This window comes from Stappia indica (assembly GCF_001696535.1).
GTDB lineage: Bacteria > Pseudomonadota > Alphaproteobacteria > Rhizobiales > Stappiaceae > Stappia > Stappia indica.
This window is the reverse complement of the sequence record NZ_MBQE01000001.1, coordinates 16,858-43,156: the sequence shown is the minus strand read 5'-3', so window position 1 is coordinate 43,156 and position 26,299 is coordinate 16,858. Positions and strand designations below refer to the sequence as shown.

Here is a 26,299-nt window from a genome sequence, read left to right as displayed (position 1 = left end):
TCCGTCGGCGCAGATGCGCTCGCCAGAGAGATGCGCGGAAGGAAAGGCAAGGCGCTTGCAACAAGCGCGGACTGGAGCAGGAAACGGCGCGACGGCCCGTGGCATGTCGTCATTGCAGGACCTCGTGTGGCTTTCGGCGTCACGAACTGCCGGTAATTGGCGCGAAGCGCGGCGCCGGCAAGCAGCCAATACGACGACGATACCGCCTCCCGCGCGCCTTGCCTATTCCGCGGCTTCAAGCAACCTCGCTGCAACACCGGCCGCAACGGCCACGCAGCAGCTGACGGCCATCACCAGCACGAGCGGCCAGATCGTGCCGGGCCACAGGACGCCCGTCAACAGCCAGCCGACCAGTGCAGAGGTGATCGCACCTGCGCCGATCTGCATGCTGCCCGTGAAGCCCGAGGCCGCACCGGCAAGATCCGGGCGGACGCTGACGGCGCCGGCGATGGCGTTGGGCAGCGACATGCCGTTGCCGACGCCGACGATGAACATCGGCCCGAACAGCGACAGAGGATGCAGGTGGCCCATCCCGAAGGCGGCCGCGATGGCGATCACCGCAAGCGTGAGGATGATGTTGCCCCCGTTGATCATGCGGCCGATGCCGATCCGCGCGGAAAAGCGCCCGGACGTCCAGTTGCCGACGATGTAGCCGGCCGCGACCAGCATGAAATAGAGCCCATAGGTGGAGGGCGTCATGTTCATCAGCTTCGCCGCGATGAAGGGTGCACCGCCGAGGAAGGAGAAAAACACGGCGGAGGTGAAGGCAGAGGTCAGCGCATAGCTGAGGAACAGCGGCGAGCGGGCGAGCACGCCGTAGCTTCGCACCAGCCCCCGCAGCCCGCCGCCGCCTGGCGCCCGGTTGTGATTGGTCTCGTGCAGCTCGAACCAGGCCCAGACGAAGACGATGATGCCGAGAACGACCATCAGGTAGGAACTGGTGCGCCAGCCGAAATTCTCGTCGAGCGCGCCGCCGATGGCCGGCCCGATCATCGGCGCAACGGCAAGGCCCATCGTGACGTAACCGATCATGCTGGCCGCCTGGCTGCGGTCGAACAGGTCGCGCACGATGGCGCGCCCGAGCACGATGCCCGCGCAGCCACCGGCGGCCTGCAGCACGCGGCCGATCAGCATCGTCTCGATCGTGTCGGCGAGCACGCAGACCACGCTGCCGATGATGAAGATGCCGAGGCCCCACATCAGCACCGGACGCCGCCCGTGCCGGTCGGACAGCGGGCCGATGCCGATCTGCGCGATCGCCACGGCGGCGAGGTAGAGCGACAGCGTCAGCTGCACCATGCCCGCGGTCGTATCGAAGATGTCCACCAGCGTCGGCATCGACGGCAGGTAGATATTCAGCGCCAGAGGATTGACGGCGGAGACGGCAACAAGGAGCGCGATGGTGGGGCGCCGCTCCGGCACTGCCGAAGGGAGGGAATTTGTCATGCAATCTGCTTTATGGCGTGCGGTGGCACGTTGGCAAGTCTTGGCAAACGGCTTCGCTTAGCCCGGCAAGTCGGCCGTAGCGGCAGGTCCGGCCTCCGCCAGCCTCTTGCGCTCTCGCATCAGGCTGTAGAGACCAGTGGCAACGACGATGGCGATTCCGGCGAGCGTCGGCAGGTCGGGAATATCCCCCCACACGAAATAGCCGATGATGATCGCCCAGACGATGATCGAATAGCGGAAGGGGGCGACCAGAGAGATGTCGCCGATGCGCATCGCGTTGATGATGCAGACAAAGCCGATCAGGATGAAACAGGCGGCTGCCGCCAGGAACGACAGGTCGAGGAGCGACGGCATCGTCCAAACTTCGCCGAGAGACAGCGCAAGACCGGTCACGGTCACGCCGACGAGGGTGGCAAATGTCACACCGAGCGTCGGCACGTTCTTCGGCAGGACGTTGGTCGTGAGATCGCGCAGCGCCATGAAGAGGACACCGGCAAGCGCCATCAGCGCCCACGCATTGAAACCCTCCATGCCGGGACGCACGATCAACAGGACACCGCAGAAGCCGACAGCAACGGCCGTCCAGCGGCGCCAGCCGACCGGAGCACCCAGGAACACGGCAGCGCCCGCGGTGACCAGCAGCGGCAGCGCCTGCAGGATCGCCGTCGCGTTGGCGATCTCCATGTTGAAGAGCGCAGTCAGGTAGAGAACCGTCGCCGTCACCTCGGCAAAGACGCGCTGACCGACCAGCCGGTTCATCAAGAGATGGAAGCGCCTCACCTCGCCGTTGAACACGCCGAGCCCGAGCACCAGCACCAACGCCATCACGCCACGCACGAACATGATCTCGCCAAGCGGCAGTCGCTCGGAAACCAGCTTCACGAAGCTGTCGTTCACGATGAAGCCGGCCATGGCCAACATCATGAACAGGATGGCGCGGCCGTTTTCCGAGGTGAACATGGCGATGTCCGATTGCTTGCGGACAGGGGCCGCGGGCGGGACGTTCAGTTTCGATGCCGAACGGGCAGGTTTGTCAACAGGTTCTGGGGTTTCATGCGCACGATATTGTCGGCGCCCATCGCCAGTCCCATCCAGACCGGCTTGCCGCGCATGCTCTCGACGGCATCGCTGCGGTTGTCGAAGTCCATGCGGAACAGGGCAACGATACGGCCGAGCTCCGTCTCTCCCACCTGCTTGCCCTCATAGAGCGCATTGAGAATGCGGGTCGCCTCCGCATCGAGCCCGACGTGCCAGGACCAGCGCTCGTCGCGGATCGACTGCTGCGGCTGAATGCGCACAGACACGCCGTGGAAATGGCCGATCCAGCTTTCCAGCACCCGGGCGAAAGCATCCAGCGCCGGTTCGGTAAAGCGGAAGTCGATGGCCGTATCGAACCGGTCCGACCGGTCCCAGTAGATCGACGCATTCTCTTCGGTCAGCACATCGAGCGAAACCGATGGCATGGGCGTTCCCGCTTCGGCCAGCAGTGCACCGAGACCGCCAAGCCCGCCTGTCCGCGAATAGGTTTCCACCATCTCCGCGTCGGCCAGCATCAGTTGCCCGTCCGCGGTGGTCACGGCTTGTTCGCGGAACAGGAGCTCGCCGGCACGAACCCGCATCGGGTCTGCCACCTTGCGAAGCACATTGTGGGCAATCAGATGCACGAGCTGGTCGATGAACATCGGCGGAATGTCGATGCCATTACCCTTGAACAGAGCTGCATAGCCGCCCTCGATGCTGCCATGGGCGACCAGATGGTCGCGGAAGCGCAGGACGATGCGGTAATTGTCGGCCGCATCCGGATCGGCGATGGCAGCGAGTTCCTGTTCATCCACGGCAACGAACGGGTCGGTCATCAGCCTTTCGAACAGCCGGTGCTCGGCCTCGCAGGACTCCTCCACGGGATGGATCTCGGGCCGCGTGAAATAGGCACGCAGGAAGTCCGGGGTCACCTCGAGGTAACCGTTCGCATCGCGGTTCAGCAGATGCGCGCCCGACGATTTCCAGAACTGCGGCATCACTCGTCCTCGGTCACGTCCCAGATGCGGGTGTGAGGCGCATCGCCCGGAGGCGTCACAAGATGGAAGCTCTCGCGAATTGTGCCGTCGTCCTCATCGATCTCCCGGCTGATCGCCAGCAGCGCGTTGAGGTCGAGCTCGGACGCGATCTCGGCCGTATCGTTGAGCTCCGCCTCCGCGACGGGACGCGCGGCCTCGATGGACGGGGCGCCATGCTCCTCCACGAAATGCTCACAAAGCTTCGTCAGCAGCCTCTCCCGGTCCTCGTCAGAGATTTCGGCCGGGGTCGCAAGCGTCGACCAGCCGAAATTCTCCAGCGACAGGAAACCGGAGACGAACGCCTGCCGCAGCTTGCCGGTCAGTCCCTCGTCGGTATAGGCGCGGAACGCGAACGTGCCGGGGATGACCCAGTCTCCGGCCTCCGCCGCCAGCGGAAACACCTTGGTGTCCGATACGTCGAGCCGGATCGCCTTCAGCAGTCGTGTCATTGGTCAGTTCCCGTGTTGTGCAACGCCAGGGTCGGGTCCTCGCTGTCGCGCCGGTCGAGATGCGCCAGATGTTCTCCGAGCGGCAGTGCGACAGAGGGGCCACCTTCCGCAGGCTTCAGCAAAAGGCCGCCAGCCTCGTCCAGCCCCAGAAACAGCCCCCGCTGTTCCCCTTGCGGCCCGGGTACCACGATCTCCTGCTTATAGCCATCGGCGCGGAACAGCCAGTTGTCGAGCACCGGCGCGAAGCCGTCGACATCCCAGGAGTGAATCCAGGTCAGCATATGCCGCGAGAGAGACTCGATCGCGAGCGTGTGCTCGAGTTCCGCCCCGCCCTCGTCTGCAAGGCTGGTGAGATGAGGCATTTCGCCGGGCTCCATCGTCCCGTCGAGGGGTGCGAGACGCAGCTCGATGCCGACCACCAGCCACAGCGGCGAACCGTCTTCGCCGGTTTCGTCCGCCTGCGCGAACCGGGCGCGGCCCACCCTTGCGCCATTCGCCCGCAGCACGGCCGGCCATTCGTAGGTCAGGGCGATTTCCGGCGGGATCAGCGCACCGATGGCATCGGTCGTGGCGACCATGGCGAGAAACAACATCTCGACCCCGCGCGCAGGCGCCACGTCCGGTTCCAGCACCAACGCGATACGAACATGCGCGGGATCAGACGACCACAACAGATCTCCGGCCGAGTAGTGCCCTGCGTCGGCGCCGGTTACGGCCGCCTCGAACGGGCGGGCGCCGCCATCCAGCCTGTATCCCTTAAGCAGCGGCGGGAAAACCGGTTCACGGAGTTCGTTCATGTTGTTTTCCAGCAAGGTGACAGCATTCCCTCAAAAACCGAATCCGGCGGCGCCGAGCGTCACCAGCCCAAGTTCACCCCAAATCGATCTTGCCGGTGACCACGTGCTCGAACTCCTGCCCCTCCAGGGTCAGAACAACCTTCGCCGTGAGCGTGCCATCGCTCAGCCCTGCGGTACGAACATGAGTCTCGAGAGCCTGTTGCGAGGTCACGCCGACCTGCTTGAGGAACTTCCTGAGGGACATGTTGAAGGTTTCGTCGTTCATGAACCAGTCCTTTCGACATCGAAGCGGCGGCAGGCCTCTGCCGCAGGAAAATTTTCAGAAAGAGAATCCGGAAACGCCGGCAAGTCCCTGATCAGTCGGCAAGATCGAGCTGGACTTCAGAAACTGATTCACCGCGGCGCAACGTCAGAACGCCGCCAGCATCCGCCCGCTCCAGCCGGCCACGCAACAGCGCGACGCTGGCAACCGGCCAGTCATCGACCGCCAGGATGACGTCGCCCCCACGCATCCCCGCCTGTGCGGCAGGGCTTTGCTCACGCACCGACAGCACCTCCAGCCCCGCAGCAAGCGGACCAGGGCGCGTCGGTCGCAGGCTCGCTCCGAGTGACCGGCGCGGTGAGCGCCCGTCTGCCGCCGCTTGCAGAACCCGCCGGGCCAAGGCCGAAGACACGGCGAAGTTGACGCCGATGTCCCCATCACCGGACTTGGTGTAGATCGCCGACAGGATGCCGACGAGGCGCCCCTGCGCGTCCACCAGCGCCCCGCCGGAGGCACCCGGATTGACGGCGGTGTCGGTTTGCAGGAAATCCTCGACAGCGTTGAACCCGATGCCGCCACGGCCGGTCGCCGAAACAACGCCGCAGGTCACCGAGACGCCGAGACCGAAGGCATTGCCGAACGCGCAGACGGAGGTTGCCGGCTCCGGCTCCGGCGCCATCTCGAGCACCGGCAGATCGATATTCGCGCGCAGGACGGCAAGATCCGTCTCCTGATCGCGATAGGCGATTTCGGCCGTATGCACGCTGCCGTCTCCAAGACGAATGCGGGCGGTTTTCGCGGCGCCGATCACATGATCGGCGGTCAGCATCAAACCACCCTCGCCCACCACGACGGCCGACCCTTCAGGCTCTTCCGTCCGCTGCTGATCGGCGGGCCAATCCGGCAACAGCGCCACGACGGAGCGCAACGCAGCGGCACTGCCTGCGGTTTCCGCAACCGCGGCGGGCGCGGCAACGAGAGCCAACGCCAGGACAGCCGCGGCCTGCCGGATCATTCGCCCGGACGCTTGCCGGAATCGGGCGACAACCGGACCGCACCCGGATTGTGAGACGAATAGACCGACGCGGACGAGTAATCGAGTTCGCGGGTCAGGTAGGCCCAAGCCCCGGTCCCGATCACCGCGAGCGCCACAATCGCGCTCAGGAACGCCTTCATTGCTTCTGTTCTCCCTGGCTCTCCGCACGGCCGTCGGCAGGTGCGGTCGCACGTTTCAGATAGGCCACCAGCGCATCACGCTCTTCGTCGCTCCGCAGACGCTGGATCGGCATCTTGGAGCCCGGCGTCACTACGTCGGGGCCATGGTCGAAAAGGTCGGAGATCGTCTGTTCGTTCCAGACGAAGTCGAGACGCTTCAGCGCCTCGGAATAGGGATAGCCCGGCAGGGTGCCGACCCGCCGCCCGAATACGCCGTAAAGCGTCGGTCCGGCCCGGTTGCCACCGTCGGGCGTCAGCGTGTGACAGACCGAGCATTTGCGCGCGAACTGCCTCTGGCCGAGATCGTCATCCGCCGACACCTGGAAGCGCCGGGGGAAGTGGCTGTCGACCGGCTCGAACGGCTTGCGCGGCGCCACCTGCCAGATGTTCACGTGATCGTCGAGACCCGTATAGAGCGCAACAGCACCGCCTTTCGGCAACGCCAGACCCCAGACCGGGCCGTAGGGATTTTCGAACTCTTCGAGCAACCCCCACTCGCCCGTATCGTAGACACGAATGCGCCCGTCGCCTCCGCCGCTGGCGAGCCGGCTGCCGTCGCGCGACAACGCAAGCGACAGGACGGGTCGCTCATGGCCGGCGAGTTGCTTGAAAACCGTCCCTTGCGCGATGTCGATCACGGCGACCGCGCCATCGGTGGCGCCGAAGGCCAGACGCCTCTCATCGGGCAGCAGTCGCATCACGTTGACGCCCCAGCCGTGCGAGTAGACCTCGCGCAGCATCTCGCCCGTCTCGCGGTCGAACACGCGGATGGTGCCGTCATAGGAGGCGGTGAAGACCCGAGTTGCGTCTTGCGAGAAGGCGACGGAGTTGACGTTGCCGCGATGCCCTTCCAGCACCGCACGCGGAGAGAGCCTGTCTCCTTCCAGCGCATAGACCCTGGCGGTGCGATCCCAGGAGGCCGTTACCGCGAAGCGTCCATCGGCACTGACGGAAACCGCCAGCGTCTTGTCGTCGCCGGTATCGACCCGGTCGAGCATCGCCCCATCGGTGAGGTTCCACAAGATGATCGCGCCGTCGTCTCCGACGGATACGGCACGTCGGTCGCCGACAAAAGACGCGTCGTTGGCTGCGGCTTCGTGCCCGATCATCCGGTGAACGACGTGCCCCGCACCGGGCTCGAACGTCCACAGGATGACGGAATAGTCGAAGGACGTGGTCAGCGCCCGCGCGTCTTCCCCGTCCAGCGCGACGGAGCGCACCGGGCCGCCATGGCCCTGTAACCGCTCCGGCCAGACCTGCGCGGAGGCGTCATCGGCGGCGGCCGCATGGCCGCCTGCCAACATCAGAACCAGCGAAACGACGAAGGCTCTCAACACCGCCGACACGTCGTCCTCTCGGCTATTCTGCAGGCTGGATCTTTGCCGAGCCCTTGTGTTCCGCCTCGCGGGCCATCACCTCGTCGACCCAGATCGAATGGTGCTCCTTCGCCCAGTTGAGATCGACCTCACCCGAGCCCATGGCGTCGAAGGCGCCTTCCATACCGATGGTGCCGATATAGATGTGGGCGATGATCACGCAGATCAGGAACACGCTCATGATCGCATGCCACAGGGATGCGAGTTGCTGCTCCTGCAGCGGCGACAGCGGCGTCGGAAGGGCAGTTCCGAACACGGTGTTCACCAGCTCGAACGTGCCACTGAAGAAATGAGTGGTGTACGGAAAGAGCAGCGTCCAGCCCGACAGCGAGATCGAAAGGCCGCCGAGGATCGTCAGCCAGAAAATTACCTTCTGGCCGGCGTTGAACTTCTTTGCCGGCGGATGGAGCTTGCGCGAGAAGATGCCCCCGCCCTGCAGGACCCACTTGATGTCGGTCTTGTGCGGCAGGTTATGGCTCACCCACATCACGAAGATGATGACGAGACCAGCCATGAAGGCGAAGGCGAGATAATTGTGCAGATACTTGCCGAAGATCGTCAGCGAGCCGAACGCTTCAGGGCCGATCACCGGCAGCAGAACATAGCGGCCGTACATGACGTTGAGGCCGGTCAGCGCCAGGATGATGAAGGACGAGGCCAGCAACCAGTGGCCGAAGCGCTCGAAGGCGGCAAAGCGGGTGATCGTCTTGTCGGAGCGGCCATGCTCGATGCGGATCCGCCCGCGGATCGCGAAAAACAGGCTCAGCATCACGACCATCGCCAGCATGGCCCAGCTTGCATAAAGCGCCAGCGGGCCGTTGCGGATGGAGCGCCACAGCTCGCCTTCCGACTGGACGAGGGTTGCCGCGTTCTTGTCCGGGATCGAGACCTGGCCGGCAACGCCCTGACGCACTGCGCGCCACATCTCGGTATCGGAGTCCGTGCCGAGCGTATTGCCCGGCACCTGTCCCTGGACAGGCGAGGTCGCAGCCGGCTCGTTGTCGACCGGCTGCTGTGCCAGCGCCGGTTCCTGAACCGCGATTGCGAGGAACAACGCAGCGACAATTGCAACGAGTGCGATGCGAAGCCGCCAGACAACACCATTCGACATGAATGCGGGGCGCGCGGTTCCCGTGTCGTTCATCCTAGTCCCTCCCCTGTTCCGTCCGCAGGTTTGATCTTGAGGTTGCCGCCGCGCCTCAAAAGCGCTGCCGGTTTCCGCGTTCCTGCAACGCGCGGCGCTCTTCCTCGGTCAGCGGAGCATCGTCCGCGCCCTGGTAGACGCCCTTTTCGAGATGAAGCGGACGATTTTGCTCATCGTCCCGGCACCCCGGAACAAGCGCCAGCAGCGCTCCGGCGACGGCCAACATGCCCCAGGTGGCTGATCCCGATTTCACGTCACTCACTCCTCGATCGGATTGCGGCGGGCGCCCTGCCCCGCCGACGCAACAGAGGCGGCCGCAGGCCGCCCCTGTCGTTTTTCAACGGTCGGAACGACCGATCAGAAGCTGCCGGCTTTCTGCTCGTAAGCCGTGCCCCAACCCCAGGCTCCGGAGCCGAAGCCGCGGGCCACGACGCGCTCGCGATAGATCGACGAGACCACATCGCCGTCGCCGGCCAGCAGAGCCTTGGTCGAGCACATCTCCGCGCAGAGCGGGAGCTTGCCCTCGGCCAGACGATTGCGGCCGTACTTGGCGTATTCGGCCGAGGAATTGTCAGCCTCGGGACCGCCGGCGCAGAAGGTGCACTTGTCCATCTTGCCGCGCGAGCCGAAGTTGCCGGCCTGCGGATACTGCGGCGCGCCGAAGGGGCACGCATAGAAACAGTAGCCGCAGCCGATGCACAGGTCCTTGGAGTGAAGGACCACGCCTTCGTCGGTCTGGTAGAAGCAATCGACCGGGCAGACCGCCATGCAGGGCGCGTCGGAGCAGTGCATGCAGGCGACGGAGATCGAGCGCTCGCCCGGCTTGCCGTCCTGAATGGTCACCACGCGGCGACGATTGATGCCCCACGGCACCTCGTGCTCGTTCTTGCAGGCGGTGACGCAGGCGTTGCACTCGATGCAGCGCTCGGCGTCGCAGAGGAATTTCATCCGTGCCATGGTTTTTCCCCCTTACGCCACGCGCTCGATGCGGCACAGCGTGGCCTTGGTTTCTTGCATCTGGGTGACGCTGTCATAGCCGTAGGTCTGGGCCGTGTTGGTCGCTTCGCCGAGCACATAAGGATCCGAACCGGTCGGATACTTGTGCCTCTGGTCCTCGCCCTGGAAGTGACCGCCGAAGTGGAAGGGCATGAAGGCCACGCCCACGCCGACACGTTCGGTCACCATGGCCATCACCTTGACCTTGCCGCCTTCCGGACCGTGCACCCAGACCATTTCCCTGTCACGCACGCCAAGGTCGTTGGCATCGCGCGGGTTGACCTCGATGAACATGTCCTGCTGCAGCTCGGCGAGCCACGGGTTGGAGCGGGTCTCGTCGCCGCCGCCCTCGTATTCCACCAGACGACCCGAAGTCAGGATGATCGGGAAGTCCTTGGAATAGTCGTTCTCCTGAATCGACTTGTAGCGGGTGGGGACGCGCCAGAAGGTCTTGTCCTCATAGGTCGCATACTTGTCGAGCAGGTCGCGACGGCTGGTGTAGAGCGGCTCGCGGTGCAGCGGCACCGGATCCGGGAAGGTCCACACAACGGCGCGGGCCTTGGCGTTGCCGTAGGGTGCGCAGCCATGCTTGATCGCAACGCGCTGGATGCCGCCGGACAGGTCCGTCTTCCAGTTCACGCCGCCGACCTTGTCGTTGTAGTCGGACGGGATCTCGCCGGTATGCGAGGTCTCTCCGACCTCTTCCGCCGACGGCATGGCATCGACCATGCCGGCCACCCATTCGATCATCCGCCGCTCGTAAGGCGTCAGATCCTTGTCCCAGCCCAGCTTGATCAGCATGGCCATGGTGAACTCGGGATAGCCGTCCTGGATCTCCGAGCCGACCGGCCAGGAGCCTTCGGCCAGCAGATTGTCGCCATCCTTCTCGACGCCGAAACGGGCGCGGAAGCCCATGCCGCCCTCGGCGACCGGCAGCGACGTGTCGTAAAGCACCGCCGAGCCGGGATGATTCATCTCAGCGGTTCCCCAGCACGGCCAGGGCATGCCGTAGAAGTCGCCATCCGCCGGGCCGCCATTGGCGCGCAGGGTCGTGCGGTCGAACGTATGCTGGTTCTGCATGTGCAGCTTCAGCCGCTCCGGCGACTGGCCGGTGTAGCCGACAGTCCACATGCCGCGGTTGAATTCGCGAGTGACGTCCTCGATAAGCGGCTCCTCGCCGTTCACCTCGATGTTCTTGAACATGTCCTCGGCGAAGCCGAACTTCTTCGCGAAGAGATACGCGATGGCGTGGTCGGTCTTGGACTCGAACAGCGGGTCGATGACCTTCTCGCGCCACTGCAGCGAACGGTTGGAGGCCGTCACCGAGCCGTAGGTCTCGAACTGGGTGGTGGCGGGCAGCAGGTAGACGCCGTCCTTGCGGTCATGCATCACCGCCGACATGGTCGGGAACGGATCGATGATGACCAGCAGGTCGAGCTTCTCCATCGCCCGCTTCATGTCCGGCAGACGGGTCTGCGAGTTCGGAGCATGGCCCCAGAAGACCATGGCGCGGGTGTTGTCCGGCTGGACGAGGTTCGCCTTGTCTTCCAGGACGCCGTCGATCCAGCGCGACACCGTGATGCCGCTCTCGAAAATCATCGGCTTGTCCTTGCCGTCGGCGCCCTTCATCGTCGCAAAGCGCTCGGCAAGACTGTCGTAGGACACGCCCCACACGCGCGCCCAGTGGCGCCAGGAGCCTTCCGCCAGGCCGTAGTAACCCGGCAGCGTATCGGCAAGAACGCCAAGGTCCGTCGCACCCTGCACATTGTCATGGCCGCGGAAGATGTTGGTGCCGCCGCCGGCCTTGCCCATGTTGCCGAGTGCGAGCTGAAGCGCGCAGTAGGCACGGGTGTTGTTGTTGCCGTTCGTGTGCTGGGTACCGCCCATGCACCAGATGACCGTGCCCGGACGGTTGTTCGCCAGGGTGCGGGCGACACGCTTGAGCTGCGATCCCGGAACGCCGGTAACGCGCTCGGTCTCTTCCGGCGTCCACTTGGCCACTTCGGTCTTGATCTGGTCCATGCCCCAGACGCGCTGGCGCAGGAACTCCTTGTCTTCCCAGCCGTTCTCGAAGATGTGCCAGAGGATGCCCCAGACCAGCGCAACGTCGGAACCCGGACGGAAGCGGACATACTCCGAAGCGTGAGCCGCGGTGCGGGTGAAGCGCGGATCGCAGACGATCAGCGGCGCCGCGTTCTCTTCCTTCGCCTTCAGCACGTGAAGCAGGGAGACCGGATGCGCCTCGGCGGGGTTGCCGCCGATGATGAAGATCGCCTTGGAATTGTGGATGTCGTTGTACGAGTTCGTCATCGCGCCGTAGCCCCAGGTGTTCGCGACACCTGCGACCGTGGTGGAGTGACAGATACGCGCCTGGTGGTCGACGTTGTTCGTGCCCCAGAAGGCCGCGAACTTACGCACCAGATAGGCCTGCTCGTTGCTGTGCTTGGCCGAGCCGAGCCAGTAGACGCTGTCCGGACCGCTCTCGTCCCGGATCTTCATCATCTGGTCGCCGATCTCGTTGATCGCCTGATCCCAGGAAATGCGCTCCCACTTTCCGCCGACCAGCTTGGTCGGGTACTTCAGGCGGCGCTCGCCATGGGCGTGCTCACGCACCGAAGCGCCCTTGGCGCAGTGCGAGCCGAGGTTGAACGGGCTGTCGAAGCCAGGCTCCTGACCGGTCCACACACCGTCCTGCACTTCCGCCAGTACGGTGCAGCCCACCGAGCAGTGCGTGCAGACGGTCTTCTTGATGTCCACCTTGGCATTGGTCGGCCCGGCCGCCTCGGCCTTGCGCACCATGCCACCGGTAAGTGCCCCGGCCGCAGCGAGTCCGCCCGCAGCAAGACCCGACCTGCGCAGGAACGAACGACGATCCATCGCGCTGGCGCCGATCGCCTCGATCGCGGAAGCCAGGCTGGAACGACGCGCAGTCCCGCTCGTCTTCTTCCTCAGCATCACGTTTCTCCCTCGATTGCGCAGGTCCGCTTCGCTGCGGCTCGTTCTGCGCATGCCCCTTCCCGCCTGTGGCGCGGGGCGCTGATTTCGACTTCAGACCGTCCGGTGTCCGTAAAGGATCAGAACCGGGCCGTGTCGTAGAAGGTCTTCACATGCTCGGTCTCGCGGTAGCCGCTGCCGGTCGCCTTGTCGGCCTCGACCGCCTCGGCCTCGCCGGTCACGAGCGTCGCGCCGCTGGCAACGGCACCGAGCCCTGCCAGCTTCAGGAAGCTCCGACGATCTGCCTCAATCGCTGTGTCCTTGCGTCTCATGACACCCTCTCGCTTCATCACCATTGCCCTGAGCAGCAGTTTCGCCGCCCGCCCTGCCCGGCCGTCGCCGGGCCAGATACTCAACTCGCCTTGCGGCGCTCCGCAAAAAGCCTGTCCGCCTCGACTTCGACCGCAATGAACGCCTGCCCCAGACGCCCGAGCGCCGGATAGAGCTCGCCCGTCGTGGACGCGGCCAGATCCTTGAAGAAATACGGCGCCCAAACGGCAAGGTGAGCCCGGAAGAAGGCGGAAGCCTCTTCCTCGTCACCCTCGCCGAAGCTGCCGTCGATCAGTCCGGCCATCATCGCGCAAATCGCTGCGATGTGATCCTCCGGCTCGTGAATGTCCGGATCGCGCTCGATCCCGAGCCTGCGCATGTCCTGCCGCAGCAGCGCCAGCGGCTTCTCGTTGAGAAACCCTGTCAGGTAGTAGGAGGCGTAAGGTACGAACTCACCCCGGCCGACGCCGATGAACAGGTCGTGATATTCGCGCCGCAACGTCTCGGGATCAGCCGTCGCCGCGATGCGGGAGAGCTCGGCCAGCGGAACGCCGATATCGCCGTCAAGACGCGGCAACGCAGCCACCGCGGCCAGCCAGCCACGATCCGCCGCCTGCTCCAGGCCGCTTGCCAGAATGCCGTAGAGGATGGCCCGCTCCCGATCCTCGGGGGCGACCATCACTTTTCCAGCAGACTGCGTATCCGACGTCCCGGTTTCCGCAGTTGCGGCACCGGAATCCGGCTTGTTGATCATTCAATCAATCTCCCTCACTTCGCAGATTGTCATTTTGAACGGGTGCGCGCAAACGCTTTCGGTTTTGCGTTGCGTGCGGGTTATTCATGCATTTCATGCACTTACAGAGATTTTTTGGTATAGAAAAACATCAAACGACACAGAATGCATATCAGCAACCGGACGTCGCATTGTGCATTGCACAAAATTTCCGGAATTCACGCTTCACCCTGCGACAAAAATATCGGACCGCAGAGGCGTTTTTCCTCGAAATAAAAGATAACCGTAATAGTCATATTTTCAGGATGGTGGCGCCAGGCAGTCGAACGGCCTGCCGCCAGCGTTCTTCCCAAGATCAGACGCCGATCCCGGCAGACTGCGATTCGCCAGAGACGCAAAGGGCTTCGCAGCATCTGCCGCGAAGCCCTCTTCTCAACACTGTCGACTTGCGTTCCCGGGCCTTGGCCCCGAACTCAGCTTTCGATGACGATGCGTGGTGCAGCGCGTTGGCCGTCCTCGCGGTTGCGCTGCACCTCCGCCCAGACCTTCGTGGCGATGTCGCGATAGATCGCAGCGTGGGCGCCGTCCGGATCGGTGACAGTCACCGGCGTACCGGCGTCGGAATTCACGCGGATCGCCATGTCCAGCGGCACCTCGCCGAGGAACGGCACGCCGAGCTTCTCGGCTTCCGCGCGTGCTCCGCCGTGGCCGAAGATGTCGTGGCGACCGCCGCAGTCCGGACACAGGAAGTAGCTCATGTTCTCCACGATGCCGAGCAGCGGCACATCCACGCGGCGGAACATGTTGAGCCCCTTTCGGGCATCGATCAGAGCCAGGTCCTGCGGCGTCGAGACGATCACGGCGCCGGCAAGTGGCACGTTCTGAGCCATGGTCAGCTGCGCGTCGCCCGTGCCGGGAGGCATGTCGACCACCAGCACGTCCAGCTCGCCCCACGCGACCTCGCGCAGCATCTGGGTGATCGCCGAAATCACCATCGGCCCGCGCCAGATCATCGGGGTTTCCTCCTCCACGAGGAAGCCCATCGACATGACCTTGATGCCGTAGCCTTCCAGCGGCTTGAGGATACGGCCAGAAACCGGCTCCGGCCGCCCCGAAACTCGGAACAGCCGCGGGATCGACGGGCCGTAGATATCCGCATCGAGCACGCCGACCTTCAGCCCGTTCGCCTGCAGCGCCAGCGCCAGGTTGCAGGTCGTGGTGGACTTGCCGACGCCGCCCTTGCCGGAGGCAACCGCGATGATCGCCTTGACGCCCGGCACACCCGGCTTCGCCGACTGCTCAGGTGCGGCCGGCACTGCGCGGCGCTGCATCGGCGGCGGGACGGAACCCATGTCGACTGCCGCAGGCGCCGGCCTGACCGGCGGAGGGGCCTTGGCTCCTGCCCCGCCCTGCCGCTCGGAAGTCAGGGCCGCCAGCACCTTCTCGACGCCAGGCAGCTTGCCGACGACCTTCTCGGCCGCCTGCCGCATCGGCTCCAGCTCCTGCGCCCGTTCCGCCGGAACGGTGATGGAAAAGATCACCCTGCCGTCGGAGATGAAAACGTCCGAGACAAGGCCGAGCGATACGATATCCCCCTGGAGATCCGGTCCCTTGACCTTTGACAGTTCGGCCAGGACCTCTTCGCGCGTCGGCATTGCATCCCTCTTTTTCTTCCAGAACATCACGGTTCCCGTGCCCGATCACATGCGCGGAACGTAAGGCCGCGCCCGAAAACGTCAATTGCTTTCCCGTCGCAGTCCTCGGCAACGGCCATGGCACCAGACGCGATAGGACGGCAAATACGCCAGAAACCTGCGGCAGGGGTCAATTTTAGTGACCCGATCGACCTCTCCTTAACCATTGGTCGAGACCTTGCGCGGCAAACTGCTGGAGCGGCTGGGGACACCGCGAGCAAGGATCGGAAAAATGGTACTGAGTGCGATCTGCTACAGGGCCCGTATCGACGGCAGCTCCCTTGACGGCCTGCCTTGCGCAGAAGTCGACCAGCTCCTCGACCGTACGCGCCGCCTCAACCGGCTCAACGGCGTCACGGGTATTCTCCTGCGACAGGGAGATCATGTTCTTCTCTGGCTGGAAGGTGAAGCGTCGGGTCTTGCCGACAGCCGCGCCTGCGCGGAAGGCGATCTTCGGCTTTCCCAGGTCGAGGTTCTCAGCGAAGGCACGCTCGACGCACGCCTCTTCCCGCATTGCTGGCTGTGCCTCGCCAACAACCGGGACGACCGCATGGAAATTCCAGTCAAGGTTGCCGAAGTCTTGACCGCCTCCGCATCGACGGAACTGACCGCGGTTCGCGATGCGGTTCAATGCCTTGCGCGCCGGATCGAGGATTGCCGCTATACCCGGGCAGCGCTCCTCGTCTGAGCCCGCAGATCGGCGATCCTGCTTGCTTGCCAGCAGGTTAATGGCCACAGGCAAGACTTCGGTTTTCCACTTACGGAACACGAAGGGGTTGTCACTAGACTGCGTGCCATGACAGACGCATCGAGGCAGTCCATGAGCATCACCCGGCTGAGCTACCGGAGCAGGATCAACTTCAGCGATATGACCTTGTCGCTCGACGAGGAGGTCGATCGGTTGCTCGCGGTCGCGCGCCGCAACAACATCCGCGACGGCCTCACGGGTGCGCTCCTGCTCGCCGGCAACACCTTCTTCCAGGTGCTCGAAGGCGAGTGCGGCGCGGTCGAAAGCACTTTCGCGCGCATCGTCGACGACACACGGCATATCGGATGCCAGGTCATCGACCGGCGCGACGATACGGCGCGCCTTCTGCCCGGCATGCCCATGTTCTTCGCCGACGCGCTCGATTCGCACGACGGAGTGCTGTCGAACCTCTACATCCCGATCTGCCAGGCGCCGGATCTTGCGAGCTATGACGACCTTGCCTCTGCGGTGATCTTCAGCGCCGCGCGTCAGGCGCGCCTCGACACACAGCCCCGTGCCATCTCGGCCTGAGACCGGGCCGCGCGCTCCCGCCCTTGCCAGCCTTGCCCCTCCTTCCCTAGTTTGTGCCGTAACAGACACCGTGCACCGAGCGCCCTGCGGTCAGGACGCGCGCCGGCCGGCACGGCAGGGAGGACAGCTTGCAGACCCCTCGACAGGACGCCGTTCCGGAAGCCCTTCCGGATTTTCTCGTTCGGCCCGACCCGCAGGACGAACGCCTTTCAACGCCCGTCACCGGCATCGACCAGACGGGCCGAGAGGTGGAGATCCGCGTCGTCACCGAACGGGCGCTGACGCTCTATCTGAACTCGCAGGAGATCGTCACCATGATGACGATCGGCGACCGGCCTGACCTGCTCGCGGTCGGCTATCTGCTGAACCAGAACATGCTGCGGCCGGACGACCGCATCACCGGCATCGACTATGACGATGACCTCGAAGTCGTGGTCGTGCGCACCGAGCGCGAGACCGACTACGAGGAGAAGATGAAGAAGAAGGTGCGCACCTCGGGCTGTGCGCAAGGCACCGTCTTCGGCGACGTGATGGAGCGCTTTGACGAGATATCGCTCGATCCTCAGGCCCGCCTGCGCACCTCCTGGCTCCACGCCCTCACCCGCAAGATCAACACCCAGCCCTCTCTCTATCTGGAGGCCGGCGCGATCCACGGCTGCGTGCTGTGCCAGGAAGACCGGGCTGTCGCGTATATGGAAGACGTCGGGCGGCACAACGCCGTCGACAAGATCGCCGGCTGGATGTGGCTTAACAACGTCCCGCCGCAGGACAAGATCTTCTACACCACCGGCCGGCTGACCTCCGAGATGGTCATCAAGACCGCGATGATGGGCATCCCCATCCTCGTCTCGCGCTCCGGCTTCACCGCCTGGGGCGTCGAGCTTGCCCGGCGCGTCGGACTGACGCTGGTCGGCCGCGCGCGCGGCCAGCGCTTCGTCGTGCTGTCCGGTGCCGAACGGGTGGAATACGACGCCGTTCCCGAGGCGGGCGACCGCGAGGACCCGCGCCATGCCCGCAAGGGCTCGCGCAGCGAGGACGACGCTGCATGACCACGCCCGCTCTCGCAGGATGCATTCTGGCCGGCGGCCTTGCCCGCCGCATGGGCGGCGGCGACAAGCCGCTGCTGACCCTGGGCGGCGAAACCATGCTCGCCCGGGTCATCGCGCGGCTTCGCCCGCAGGTCGGCCCTCTCGTGCTGAATGCCAACGGTGAGGCCGGACGCTTCGCCGATTTCGGACTGCCGGTTGCGCCCGATCCGGTCGAGGGCTTTGCCGGGCCGCTGGCCGGCGTGCTGGCCGGTCTCCGCTGGGCGCAGATTCATGCGCCGCAAGCGGAAGGGATCATCTCGGTCGCCGGCGACACGCCGTTCTACCCGACCGACCTTGCTGTTCGCCTGATGGCCGCACGCGGCGAGGATCCCCACCGGATCGTCCTCGCCCGGGCTGGTGGGTACATGCATCCCGTCTTCGGCTACTGGCCAGTCTCGGCGGCGGACTCGCTCGAGACCTTCCTGCGCGAGGGTACGACCCGCAAGGTGCTCGCCTTCGTCGACATGCACCCCAATGCCAGCGCCGACTTCACTCCGCCCCCAGGTGCGCCCGATCCGTTCTTCAACGTCAACACGCCGGAAGACCTTGCCGCAGCCGAAGAGCTGCTGAAGGCCGAAGCATGAGCGACAGCGGGCGCCCCGCGCCGGCGTTCGGCATCGCCGGGTGGAAGAACAGCGGCAAGACCACGATGACCGAGCGCCTCGTTGCGGCGATCACGGCGCGCGGCTTTCGCGTTGCCACGGTCAAACACGCGCATCACGCCTTCGATATCGACCAGGAGGGCACGGACAGCCATCGCCACCGCACGGCCGGCACCGTCGAGACGGCGCTGGTATCGGGCCGGCGGTGGGCGTTGATGCACGAGCTGCGCGAGGAGGCCGAACCGTCGCTCGCCGAGATCCTCGCCCGCCTGTCGCCCTGCGACCTGGTGCTCGTCGAAGGCTACAAGCGCGAGCCCCTGCCCAAACTCGAGCTGCGCCGGACTGCTGCCGCGCGCGGCGAGCCGTTGTCCCCGGGCGATCCGCATGTGGCGGCGATCGCCTCGGACGGCACCGTGGCGGATACGGCCCTGCCGGTCTACCATCTCGACGATATCGACGGCATCGCCGACTTCATCCTGTCCACCTGCGGACTTTCCGGAAACCGACATGGCTCCGACCAGACGACTGCTTGACGACTGTTTCCTGCACGACCGCGACCGCCTGCGCCATGCCGAGGCACTGGCGATCCTGCGCGAGCGGATCGTTCCGGTGGCGGGACAGGAGAGCGTCGCGCTCGGAGAAGCGCATGCACGCATTCTTGCGCGCTCCGTCGCGGCGTCGCAGAACGTGCCGCTTGCCGACAATTCCGCCGTGGATGGCTATGCCTTCCTGCATGAGCGCTACCTGTCGGCCGGCGACGGGCTGCTGCCGGTCTCCGCACGCATCGCCGCCGGTCATCCGCTGGAGGCACCGCTCGCCGCCGGCAGCGCGGCACGGATCTTCACCGGCGCCCTGATGCCGGAAGGAGCCGACACGGTCGCCATGCAGGAGGACTGCGAGGTCACCGAGCGCGACGGGCGGACTTTCGTGCATATTCCGCCCGGCCTGAAACCCGGCGCCAACCGGCGCAGGGCCGGCGAGGACCTGAAGGCCGGCGAGATGCTGGTGGCAGCCGGCACCCGGCTACGGCCGCAGGACATCGCGGCAATCGCCTCCACTGGCACGGACCGTGTCGAGGTGTTCCGAAAGCTGCGCGTGGCGCTGGTCTCAAGCGGCGACGAGCTGCGCCGGCCGGGAGTGCCGCTGCCCGCGGGTGGCGTCTATGACAGCAACCACTTCCTGCTCTCCGGCCTCGTTGCCGCAAGCGGCGTCGAGGTCAGCGACCTCGGCATCCTGCCCGACCGGGCCGAGGCGGTGCAGACCGCCCTGTCGGCCGCCGCCCTCACCCATGACGTTATCGTCACGACGGGCGGCGCCTCGCGCGGTGAGGAAGATCATTTTGTCTCCGCCATCGACGAACTCGGCAGCCGGCACATGTGGCAACTGGCGATCAAGCCGGGCCGCCCGATGAATTTCGGCCGCATCGGCGACTGCGTCACGCTGGGCTTGCCGGGCAATCCGGTCGCCGCCATGGTCTGCGGCCTTCTCTATGTGCTGCCGGTCCTGTCGGCGCTCGGCGGCGGTGCTTTCTTCGAGCCGGTGCGCTACCAGATACCCGCCGCCTTCTCCGTGCCGAAGAAGAAGCCGGATCGCCGCGAATTCTATCGCGGCATCCTGGACCGCGACGCCAACGGGCGCACCGTCGTGCGCAAATTCGCCCGCGACGGCTCCGGCCTCATTACCTCGCTGCGCGAAGCCGACGGCCTCATCGAGATCCCCGAGGAGGCAACCTCAATCGCGGAAGGCCAGCCCGTCGACTTCATCAGCTTCGGCGATTACGGCCTCGCCGCACGTTAGATCAGCGGCAATTCCCTGTCACATTCCCCTACGACACCGGAAACAATAGCGGAACCACGTTCCCCCTTCTGCATGAGCGATGGGGACAATCCAGCGTAAAGCGGTTGAACTCCGGATAATTTTGGTGGGAGTATGAAATCTGACCTCGCGCCGGAAAAATGGACGCGGGCAGAAAACAGTACCGCAGGGGATACATGATGCGTTTGATGAAGATCGCGGCGGCCGCCGTGCTGGCCATTGCTACCGTGGGCGCAGCCGAGGCCAAGGACTGGACCAAGGTGCTGATCGGCACCGAGGGCGCCTACCCTCCCTTCAACAACCTGACGTCCGACGGGCAGCTCGTCGGATTCGACATCGACATCGCCAAGGCGCTCTGCACCGAGATGAAGGTGGAGTGCGAGTTCGTCGTCCAGGACTGGGACGGCATGATCCCGGCGCTGCAGGCCGGCAAGTTCGACGCGGTGATTGCGTCCATGTCGATCACCGAGGAGCGCCTGCAGAAGGTCGACTTCACCAACAAGTACTACAACACGCCGCCGGCGATCGCCGTGCCGAAGGACAGCACGATCCCGGCCGCGACCAAGGAAGCACTGGCCGGCAAGCTGCTGGGCGCGCAGTCCTCGACCACCCACTCGAACTACGCAGAGGCGAAGCTCGGCGATGCGGAGCTGAAGCTCTATCCGACGCCGGACGAGTACAAGCTGGATGTGGCCTCGGGCCGTATCGACGCGGTGATCGACGACGTGGTCGTGCTCTCGGAGTGGCTCGCCACGGAAGACGGTGCCTGCTGCAAGCTGCTCGGTACCCTGACGCCGGATCCGGTGATCAACGGCGAGGGCGCGGGCATCGCCATCCGCAAGAACGAGCCCGAGCTCAAGGAGATGTTCAACAAGGCCATCGAGGCGATCCGCGCCAACGGCACCTATGAGCAGATCCAGTCGAAGTACTTCGATTTCGACGTTTATGGCGGCTGACGACCGTTGAACCTCGCGGGGCGGCAGTCACCTGCCGTCCCGCTAAGACCAGCGGTTCCGTCGCATGAATGAAGCCCTGACCCTGATATCGTTCGGCCCGGACGGCTGGGGCGACGAGATTGCGCGCGGCGTTCTCGTCACCGTGTCGCTGGCGCTGGCCTCACTGCCCGTCGGCCTCGTGCTCGGGTTCCTGATCGCGCTGGCCAAGAACTCCGGCGAGCCTTCGCTGCGGGCGGCGGCGAATGTGTACACCACCATCTTTCGCGGCCTGCCCGAGCTGCTGACGCTGTTCCTCGTCTACTACGGGGGCCAGATGCTGCTCAACGAGATCGCGCGCATCTTCGTCACCGGCGCGACCGTGGACGTGAACTCCTTCATCGCCGGCATGGTCGCCCTGTCGCTGGTATTCTCGTCCTATGCCTCGGAGGCCTTCCTGTCGGCGTTCCGCGGGATCAAGCAAGGCCAGTACGAGGGTGGCTATGCGCTCGGCCTCAGCCGCTCGCTGACCATGCGCCTCGTCATCCTGCCGCAGCTGATCCGCCTCGCCCTGCCGGCTCTCGGCAATCTCTGGCTGATCCTGCTGAAGGAGACGGCGCTCGTCTCCGCCATCGGCCTTGAGGACCTGCTCCGCTGGGCCGGCATCGCCGCCCGCGTCACCAAGGAGCCGTTCCTGTTCTTCGGCGGCGCTTGCGTGATCTATCTGATTCTGGCGATCATCTCGTCCGCAGGCCTGACGCGGATCGAAGCCTGGACCAAGCGCGGCGAGGTATCTCGATGAGCTGGGTCAGCGATCGCACCCTCGCCCCGCAGCCCGCTCCGCCGGCGCCGCCGCGCGGCTGGACGGCATCGCGCATCGCCGGCCACGTGCTGATGGCCGTGTGGATCTTGGCCGGCGCAAACCTGCTCTACTATCTCGCCAGCAACGTGATGTCGGACTTCTTCCGCGACTACTGGGAGAAGTATCTGGACGGCATCGTCATCACGCTGCAGCTGGTCGGCCTGTCGATGGTTGCGGGCGCCGCGCTGTCGCTGCCCGTTGCGCTCGCACGCGCCTCGCGCAAACCGTTCCTCTCCGGCATAGCCTACGCCTATGTCTACTTCTTCCGCGGAACGCCGCTGCTCGCCCAGACCTTCCTGATCTATTACGCGGCCGGCAGCTTCCGTCCGTTTTTCAGCGACATTGGCCTGTGGTGGTTCTTCCGGGACGCATGGTATTGCGCGATCTTCGCCTTCACGCTCAACACGGCCGCCTATCAGGCCGAGATCCTGCGCGGCGCTGTTCAGAACGTCGACAAGGGCCAGTGGGAGGCTGCCGCCGCGCTCGGCATTCCCAAGGGTGTGACGTTCCTGAAAGTGATCCTGCCTCAGGCGCTGATCGTGGCGCTGCGCCCTTACGGCAACGAGCTGGTGCTGATGATCAAGGGTTCGGCCATCGTCTCGCTGGTGACGATCTACGACCTGATGGGCGAGACCCGCCGGGCCTATTCGCGAACCTTCGACTTCCAGGCCTATATCTGGGCGGCGGTGCTCTACCTCCTCGTCGTGGAGGCTCTGCGCCGCGTCTGGGATCAGATGGAGCTGCGCCTCACCCGGCACCTGCGGCGCAGCTGACCCGCCCCTCCCCACATGATCGCGATGCCTGCCCCATTGCGGGGCGGGCATTTCGCGGCTACCGCTTGGCGCAAGACAGTTCCACCGGAGTTCCCCCATGGCCGACACGACCGACCGCAGCCTCTCCCCCGCTTCGCTCCTGGCTCATGGCGGCGGCGGCATCGATCCGGTGAACGGCGCCGTCGTTCCGCCGATCCACACCGCCACCACCTTCGCCCGCGACACCGAGTACCGGCTGACCAGCGCGGCCCACATCTACTCGCGCGACGACAGCGACCTTGTGCGACAGATCGAAAGCCTCGTGGCGACCCTTGAGAACGGTGCGGAAAGCCGCGCCTTCGGCTCCGGCATGGCCGCGATCTCGGCCGTGCTGCGCAGCGTCCGGCCGGGCGGCACCATCGTCGCGCAATCCGGCATCTATTGGGGCACCACCTCATGGCTGCGCAAGCATTGCGCTCACGCGGGCATCGCCCTGATCGAAGCCGAGGCGGGCGACACGGAGCGCTTCTGCGAGACGCTGCGCGAGACCGGCCCCGATCTCGTCTTTATCGAGGTGCCGTCCAACCCCTGGCTGACCGTTGCCGACATCGCGCCGATCGCCGAGGCTGCCCATGCGCTCAAGGCCGTCGTCGCGGTCGACGCGACCGCCGCGACACCGCTGCTCATGAAGCCGCTGGAATTGGGCGCGGACATCGTGCTTCATTCAGCGACAAAGGCGCTGAACGGCCATTCCGACGTGCTCGCGGGCATCGTCACCTGCCGTGACGCGCATACGGATACCTGGCGTTTCATCCGCGAGGAACGACACGACGCCGGCGCGGTTCTCGGCCCCTTCGAGGCCTATCTGCTGCTGCGGGGCCTGCGCACGCTGTCGCTGCGCATGGAGCGCATGTGCGCCAATGCGCAGGCCGTCGCCGAGATGCTCAAAGCCCACCCTGCGGTGGAAGACGTGCTCTATCCGGGCCTTGCCAGCCATGCCTCGCATGTCGTTGCCGGCCGGCAGATGGCAAGCGGCGGCTACCTGATGTCGGTGCTGGTCAAGGGCGGCGCGGCGGAAGCCCTGGCCGTGGCCGGGCGGCTGAACCTGATCAAGCGGGCCACCTCGCTCGGCGGCGTGGAGAGCCTCGTCGAACATCGCCACACCATCGAGGGGGACGCCACCGGCGTGCCGGTCAACCTGCTGCGCCTGTCCATCGGCATCGAGAGCGTGGACGACCTGATTGCCGATCTTACCGCAGCTCTGTCTCCCCTGGGCCGCTAAACGGGCGGCGCGCCCTGCCCGTCCCGATGGCTTCTGAGCCACGCGATGAAGGTCTTGAGCGGCGGGCGCTGCACGCCCGGCCGCGTGACGAGGTGGTAGCCGTTGCCGCGCTCCTCGTCCTCGAACAGGACACGCAGGTGGCCTGAGCGGATCTCCGGTTCGATGAAGGCGCGCGCGGCTGCGGTCACCCCGTCGCCGCGCCGCAGGCTTTCCAGCATCATGTAGCCCGGCATGTGCAGGTTGTTGCCCTTCGATGGTGCGATGCCCTGCCGTTTCCACCAGTTGGCGCTTTCATTGGCGCCGAGTTCCTGCAACCAGGGAAAGTCCTGCAAGCGCGTCAGATCGCTGAAATCGGTGTCGCCGACGAGCGAACGCGCCGCCACGACGACGAAGCTGGTCAGCAAGAGCGGCTCAGAATTCAGCCCCTTCCACTCTCCCATGCCGAACCGGATGGCGAGGTCGACCCCGCCCGGCTCCAGCTCCACCACATCGGCAGTTGGGTTCAGCATCAGGTCGATATCGGGGTGGCGATGCCGAAAGTCGGAGATCCGCGGCATCAGCCAGCTGACGGCGAATGTCGGCGTCATGGTCACCTGAAGCGGGCGAGTGCGGTCGGCATCGGTGAGCTCCTCCACCGCCCGGTGCATCAGCGAAAATGCCTGATCGAGTTGACCGGCGAGCGCTCGCCCTTCCTGCGTCAGCACCAAGCACCGTCCTTCGCGCGCGACCAGTTCGGTCCCCAGGAACGCTTCGAGCGCTCGAACCTGCTGGCTGATGGCCGCGTGGCTGACATTCAGCGTTCGTCCCGCGCCGGCCAGCGTCCCGGCCTCCGCGACGGCGGCAAAGGCCCGCAGACTGGCGAGCGACGGCATCCGGCTCCATTCCATATGTAAGCCTCACTTACATCTTGAAGTTTTTCCTGAGTCGCACGGATGCCCGAAAACCGCAATGCTTCCCGTCAATGAAATCGACTTGATGGAGAGCGACATGATCGACGCACTTGCAAGAACCTATCTGATCGCCTTGCGGGCCGAGGACCAGGTCCTTCCCCCTCTCGAGCCGCCGCGTCGGATCTGGCGTCCGGTGAAGCGCCGGCCCGCGGCAGCGCCCGCCACAGCCCGCGACATGTGAGACGACGGCCGGAGCCGCCCAGCTCCGGCCGTCCGCTTTCGCGAAACCGCGTTCGGGATGCACTCCCTCCCTGACACTGGCAGCATGATGCGCTAAAGAGGATGCGACATCATACAATTGCCGTCCCGGCCGGGATGGCTCAGCCAAAGAACTCAGGAGGAGGGGCGCAATGGCGAAAGTTGCATTCATCGGTCTCGGCGTGATGGGTTATCCGATGGCCGGTTACCTCAAGTCGCGCGGCGGCCACGACGTGACCGTCTACAACCGCACCGCCGCCAAGGCGGAGAAATGGGCGGCGGAACATGGCGGCTCCCACGCCGCAACGCCTGCCGCGGCAGCCGAGGGTTGCGACTTCGTCTTCGCCTGCGTCGGCAACGACGACGACCTGCGGTCGGTCACCACCGGTCCGGACGGTGCCTTCCACGGCATGAAGAAGGGCGCGATCTTCATCGACAACACGACCGCCTCGGCAGAAGTCGCGCGCGAGCTCTACGAGGCCGCGAAAGCAAAGGGCTGCGGCTTCCTCGACGCGCCGGTATCCGGCGGACAGGCCGGCGCGGAAAACGGCGCGCTGACCGTCATGGTCGGCGGCGACACCGATACGTTCGAGGCCGCCCGCCCTGCCATCGAATGCTTCGCCAAGATGGTCGGCCACATGGGCCCGGCCGGCGCCGGCCAGCTCACCAAGATGGTCAACCAGATCTGCATCGCCGGCTTGGTGCAGGGCCTCTCCGAGGCCATCCACTTCGCCAAGAAGGCCGACCTGGACGTCGCCAAGGTGATCGAGGTGATCTCGAAGGGCGCGGCCCAGTCCTGGCAGATGGAAAACCGCTGGCAGACCATGCGCGACGACAAGTTCGACTTCGGCTTTGCTGTCGACTGGATGCGCAAGGATCTCGGCATCTGCCTGAAGACCGCCAACGAGACTGGCGCCCGCCTGCCGGTCACCGCACTGGTCGACCAGTTCTACGCCGAAGTGCAGGCCATGGGCGGCAACCGCTGGGACACGTCCAGCCTCATCGCCCGTCTGCAGAACGCCGGCAAGTAACTCCCCCAAAAGGCCCGGCGGCACTGCGCCGCCGGGCCGGGCCGGGGTTGCGCCCGGGCCCGGACTGCTCCACCC

The 26,299-nt window shown here is 65.4% G+C and carries 29 protein-coding genes; 12 read left to right on the top strand and 17 right to left on the bottom strand.

Annotated elements, in window-relative coordinates; translation table 11 throughout:
• Positions 1–222: 222 nt before the first annotated feature.
• From BBX35_RS00225 to BBX35_RS00160, 16 genes are all read right to left on the bottom strand, one after another.
• The gene (locus tag BBX35_RS00225; protein WP_067214663.1) at positions 223–1,446 is read right to left on the bottom strand and encodes a multidrug effflux MFS transporter; all 1,224 of its coding nucleotides are present in this window, start codon (positions 1,444–1,446) and stop codon (positions 223–225) included.
• A 57-nt stretch (positions 1,447–1,503) separates the two neighbouring features.
• Complete coding sequence (locus BBX35_RS00220; RefSeq protein WP_067214662.1) at positions 1,504–2,406, bottom strand: DMT family transporter; 903 nt, start codon at positions 2,404–2,406, stop codon at positions 1,504–1,506.
• A 44-nt stretch (positions 2,407–2,450) separates the two neighbouring features.
• Positions 2,451–3,464 (bottom strand): DUF6352 family protein, encoded by a 1,014-nt coding sequence (locus tag BBX35_RS00215; protein ID WP_067214659.1) that lies wholly within the window; start codon positions 3,462–3,464, stop codon positions 2,451–2,453.
• Complete coding sequence (locus BBX35_RS00210) at positions 3,464–3,952, bottom strand: DUF6505 family protein (RefSeq protein WP_067214657.1); 489 nt, start codon at positions 3,950–3,952, stop codon at positions 3,464–3,466. The genes BBX35_RS00215 and BBX35_RS00210 overlap by 1 nt, the downstream gene beginning before the upstream one ends.
• Complete coding sequence (locus tag BBX35_RS00205; protein WP_083205942.1) at positions 3,949–4,764, bottom strand: biotin/lipoate--protein ligase family protein; 816 nt, start codon at positions 4,762–4,764, stop codon at positions 3,949–3,951. Before BBX35_RS00205 ends, BBX35_RS00210 begins: the two co-directional genes overlap by 4 nt.
• A 58-nt stretch (positions 4,765–4,822) precedes the next feature.
• Positions 4,823–5,014, bottom strand: a complete 192-nt coding sequence (locus BBX35_RS00200; RefSeq protein WP_067214654.1) for a DUF6494 family protein — start codon at positions 5,012–5,014, stop codon at positions 4,823–4,825.
• A gap of 91 nt (positions 5,015–5,105) precedes the next feature.
• Complete coding sequence (locus tag BBX35_RS00195; RefSeq protein WP_067214652.1) at positions 5,106–6,026, bottom strand: S1C family serine protease; 921 nt, start codon at positions 6,024–6,026, stop codon at positions 5,106–5,108.
• Complete coding sequence (locus tag BBX35_RS23535) at positions 6,023–6,187, bottom strand: hypothetical protein (RefSeq protein ID WP_171900659.1); 165 nt, start codon at positions 6,185–6,187, stop codon at positions 6,023–6,025. Before BBX35_RS23535 ends, BBX35_RS00195 begins: the two co-directional genes overlap by 4 nt.
• Entirely contained in the window at positions 6,184–7,572 is a 1,389-nt protein-coding gene (locus tag BBX35_RS00190; protein ID WP_208979727.1) for a c-type cytochrome, read from the bottom strand. The genes BBX35_RS23535 and BBX35_RS00190 overlap by 4 nt, the downstream gene beginning before the upstream one ends.
• 13 nt (positions 7,573–7,585) lie before the next feature.
• Entirely contained in the window at positions 7,586–8,746 is a 1,161-nt protein-coding gene (locus BBX35_RS00185) for a formate dehydrogenase subunit gamma (protein ID WP_244271540.1), read from the bottom strand.
• A gap of 55 nt (positions 8,747–8,801) precedes the next feature.
• A complete protein-coding gene (locus BBX35_RS23265) occupies positions 8,802–8,972 on the bottom strand; it encodes a hypothetical protein (RefSeq protein WP_171901362.1) in 171 nt (56 codons plus the stop codon).
• Positions 8,973–9,103: 131 nt separating this feature from the next.
• Entirely contained in the window at positions 9,104–9,703 is a 600-nt protein-coding gene (fdh3B, locus tag BBX35_RS00180) for a formate dehydrogenase FDH3 subunit beta (protein ID WP_067214644.1), read from the bottom strand.
• Between the two features lie 12 nt (positions 9,704–9,715).
• On the bottom strand, positions 9,716–12,697 hold the full coding sequence (locus BBX35_RS00175; RefSeq protein WP_067214641.1) for a formate dehydrogenase subunit alpha: 2,982 nt from the start codon (positions 12,695–12,697) through the stop codon (positions 9,716–9,718).
• A 119-nt stretch (positions 12,698–12,816) separates the two neighbouring features.
• Positions 12,817–13,008 (bottom strand): twin-arginine translocation signal domain-containing protein, encoded by a 192-nt coding sequence (locus BBX35_RS00170; protein WP_067214637.1) that lies wholly within the window; start codon positions 13,006–13,008, stop codon positions 12,817–12,819.
• An 80-nt stretch (positions 13,009–13,088) separates the two neighbouring features.
• A complete protein-coding gene (locus BBX35_RS00165) occupies positions 13,089–13,760 on the bottom strand; it encodes a TorD/DmsD family molecular chaperone (RefSeq protein ID WP_244271539.1) in 672 nt (223 codons plus the stop codon).
• A 452-nt stretch (positions 13,761–14,212) separates the two neighbouring features.
• Entirely contained in the window at positions 14,213–15,394 is a 1,182-nt protein-coding gene (locus BBX35_RS00160; RefSeq protein ID WP_067214634.1) for an Mrp/NBP35 family ATP-binding protein, read from the bottom strand.
• Between the two features lie 205 nt (positions 15,395–15,599).
• Between BBX35_RS00160 and BBX35_RS00155 the strand changes: the two genes are divergently transcribed.
• From BBX35_RS00155 to BBX35_RS00110, 10 genes are all read left to right on the top strand, one after another.
• The gene (locus tag BBX35_RS00155) at positions 15,600–16,121 is read left to right on the top strand and encodes a BLUF domain-containing protein (RefSeq protein WP_141687786.1); all 522 of its coding nucleotides are present in this window, start codon (positions 15,600–15,602) and stop codon (positions 16,119–16,121) included.
• A 132-nt stretch (positions 16,122–16,253) separates the two neighbouring features.
• Entirely contained in the window at positions 16,254–16,712 is a 459-nt protein-coding gene (locus tag BBX35_RS00150) for a BLUF domain-containing protein (RefSeq protein ID WP_067214629.1), read from the top strand.
• Positions 16,713–16,840: 128 nt separating this feature from the next.
• Entirely contained in the window at positions 16,841–17,761 is a 921-nt protein-coding gene (gene fdhD, locus BBX35_RS00145) for a formate dehydrogenase accessory sulfurtransferase FdhD (protein ID WP_067214626.1), read from the top strand.
• The gene (gene mobA, locus BBX35_RS00140; protein ID WP_067214625.1) at positions 17,758–18,384 is read left to right on the top strand and encodes a molybdenum cofactor guanylyltransferase MobA; all 627 of its coding nucleotides are present in this window, start codon (positions 17,758–17,760) and stop codon (positions 18,382–18,384) included. Before fdhD ends, mobA begins: the two co-directional genes overlap by 4 nt.
• Entirely contained in the window at positions 18,381–18,935 is a 555-nt protein-coding gene (mobB, locus tag BBX35_RS00135) for a molybdopterin-guanine dinucleotide biosynthesis protein B (protein ID WP_067214623.1), read from the top strand. The genes mobA and mobB overlap by 4 nt, the downstream gene beginning before the upstream one ends.
• Positions 18,910–20,199 (top strand): molybdopterin molybdotransferase MoeA, encoded by a 1,290-nt coding sequence (locus BBX35_RS00130; protein ID WP_067214622.1) that lies wholly within the window; start codon positions 18,910–18,912, stop codon positions 20,197–20,199. The genes mobB and BBX35_RS00130 overlap by 26 nt, the downstream gene beginning before the upstream one ends.
• Before the next feature lie 197 nt (positions 20,200–20,396).
• Entirely contained in the window at positions 20,397–21,173 is a 777-nt protein-coding gene (locus BBX35_RS00125) for an ABC transporter substrate-binding protein (protein ID WP_067217955.1), read from the top strand.
• Between the two features lie 64 nt (positions 21,174–21,237).
• Positions 21,238–21,951, top strand: coding sequence for an ABC transporter permease (locus BBX35_RS00120; RefSeq protein ID WP_067214619.1), 714 nt, complete (start codon positions 21,238–21,240; stop codon positions 21,949–21,951).
• A complete protein-coding gene (locus tag BBX35_RS00115; protein ID WP_067214616.1) occupies positions 21,948–22,784 on the top strand; it encodes an ABC transporter permease in 837 nt (278 codons plus the stop codon). Before BBX35_RS00120 ends, BBX35_RS00115 begins: the two co-directional genes overlap by 4 nt.
• A gap of 97 nt (positions 22,785–22,881) precedes the next feature.
• Positions 22,882–24,045 (top strand): trans-sulfuration enzyme family protein, encoded by a 1,164-nt coding sequence (locus BBX35_RS00110; protein ID WP_067214608.1) that lies wholly within the window; start codon positions 22,882–22,884, stop codon positions 24,043–24,045.
• Here the strand turns inward: BBX35_RS00110 and BBX35_RS00105 are convergent.
• Entirely contained in the window at positions 24,042–24,917 is an 876-nt protein-coding gene (locus BBX35_RS00105; RefSeq protein ID WP_208979726.1) for a LysR substrate-binding domain-containing protein, read from the bottom strand. The genes BBX35_RS00110 and BBX35_RS00105 overlap by 4 nt on opposite strands.
• A gap of 115 nt (positions 24,918–25,032) precedes the next feature.
• Here BBX35_RS00105 and BBX35_RS23530 point away from each other — a divergent pair, with 115 nt between their 5' ends.
• Complete coding sequence (locus BBX35_RS23530) at positions 25,033–25,176, top strand: hypothetical protein (RefSeq protein WP_171901361.1); 144 nt, start codon at positions 25,033–25,035, stop codon at positions 25,174–25,176.
• Positions 25,177–25,345: 169 nt separating this feature from the next.
• Complete coding sequence (locus BBX35_RS00095; RefSeq protein ID WP_067214589.1) at positions 25,346–26,224, top strand: NAD(P)-dependent oxidoreductase; 879 nt, start codon at positions 25,346–25,348, stop codon at positions 26,222–26,224.
• The last annotated feature ends 75 nt before the right edge of the window (positions 26,225–26,299 follow it).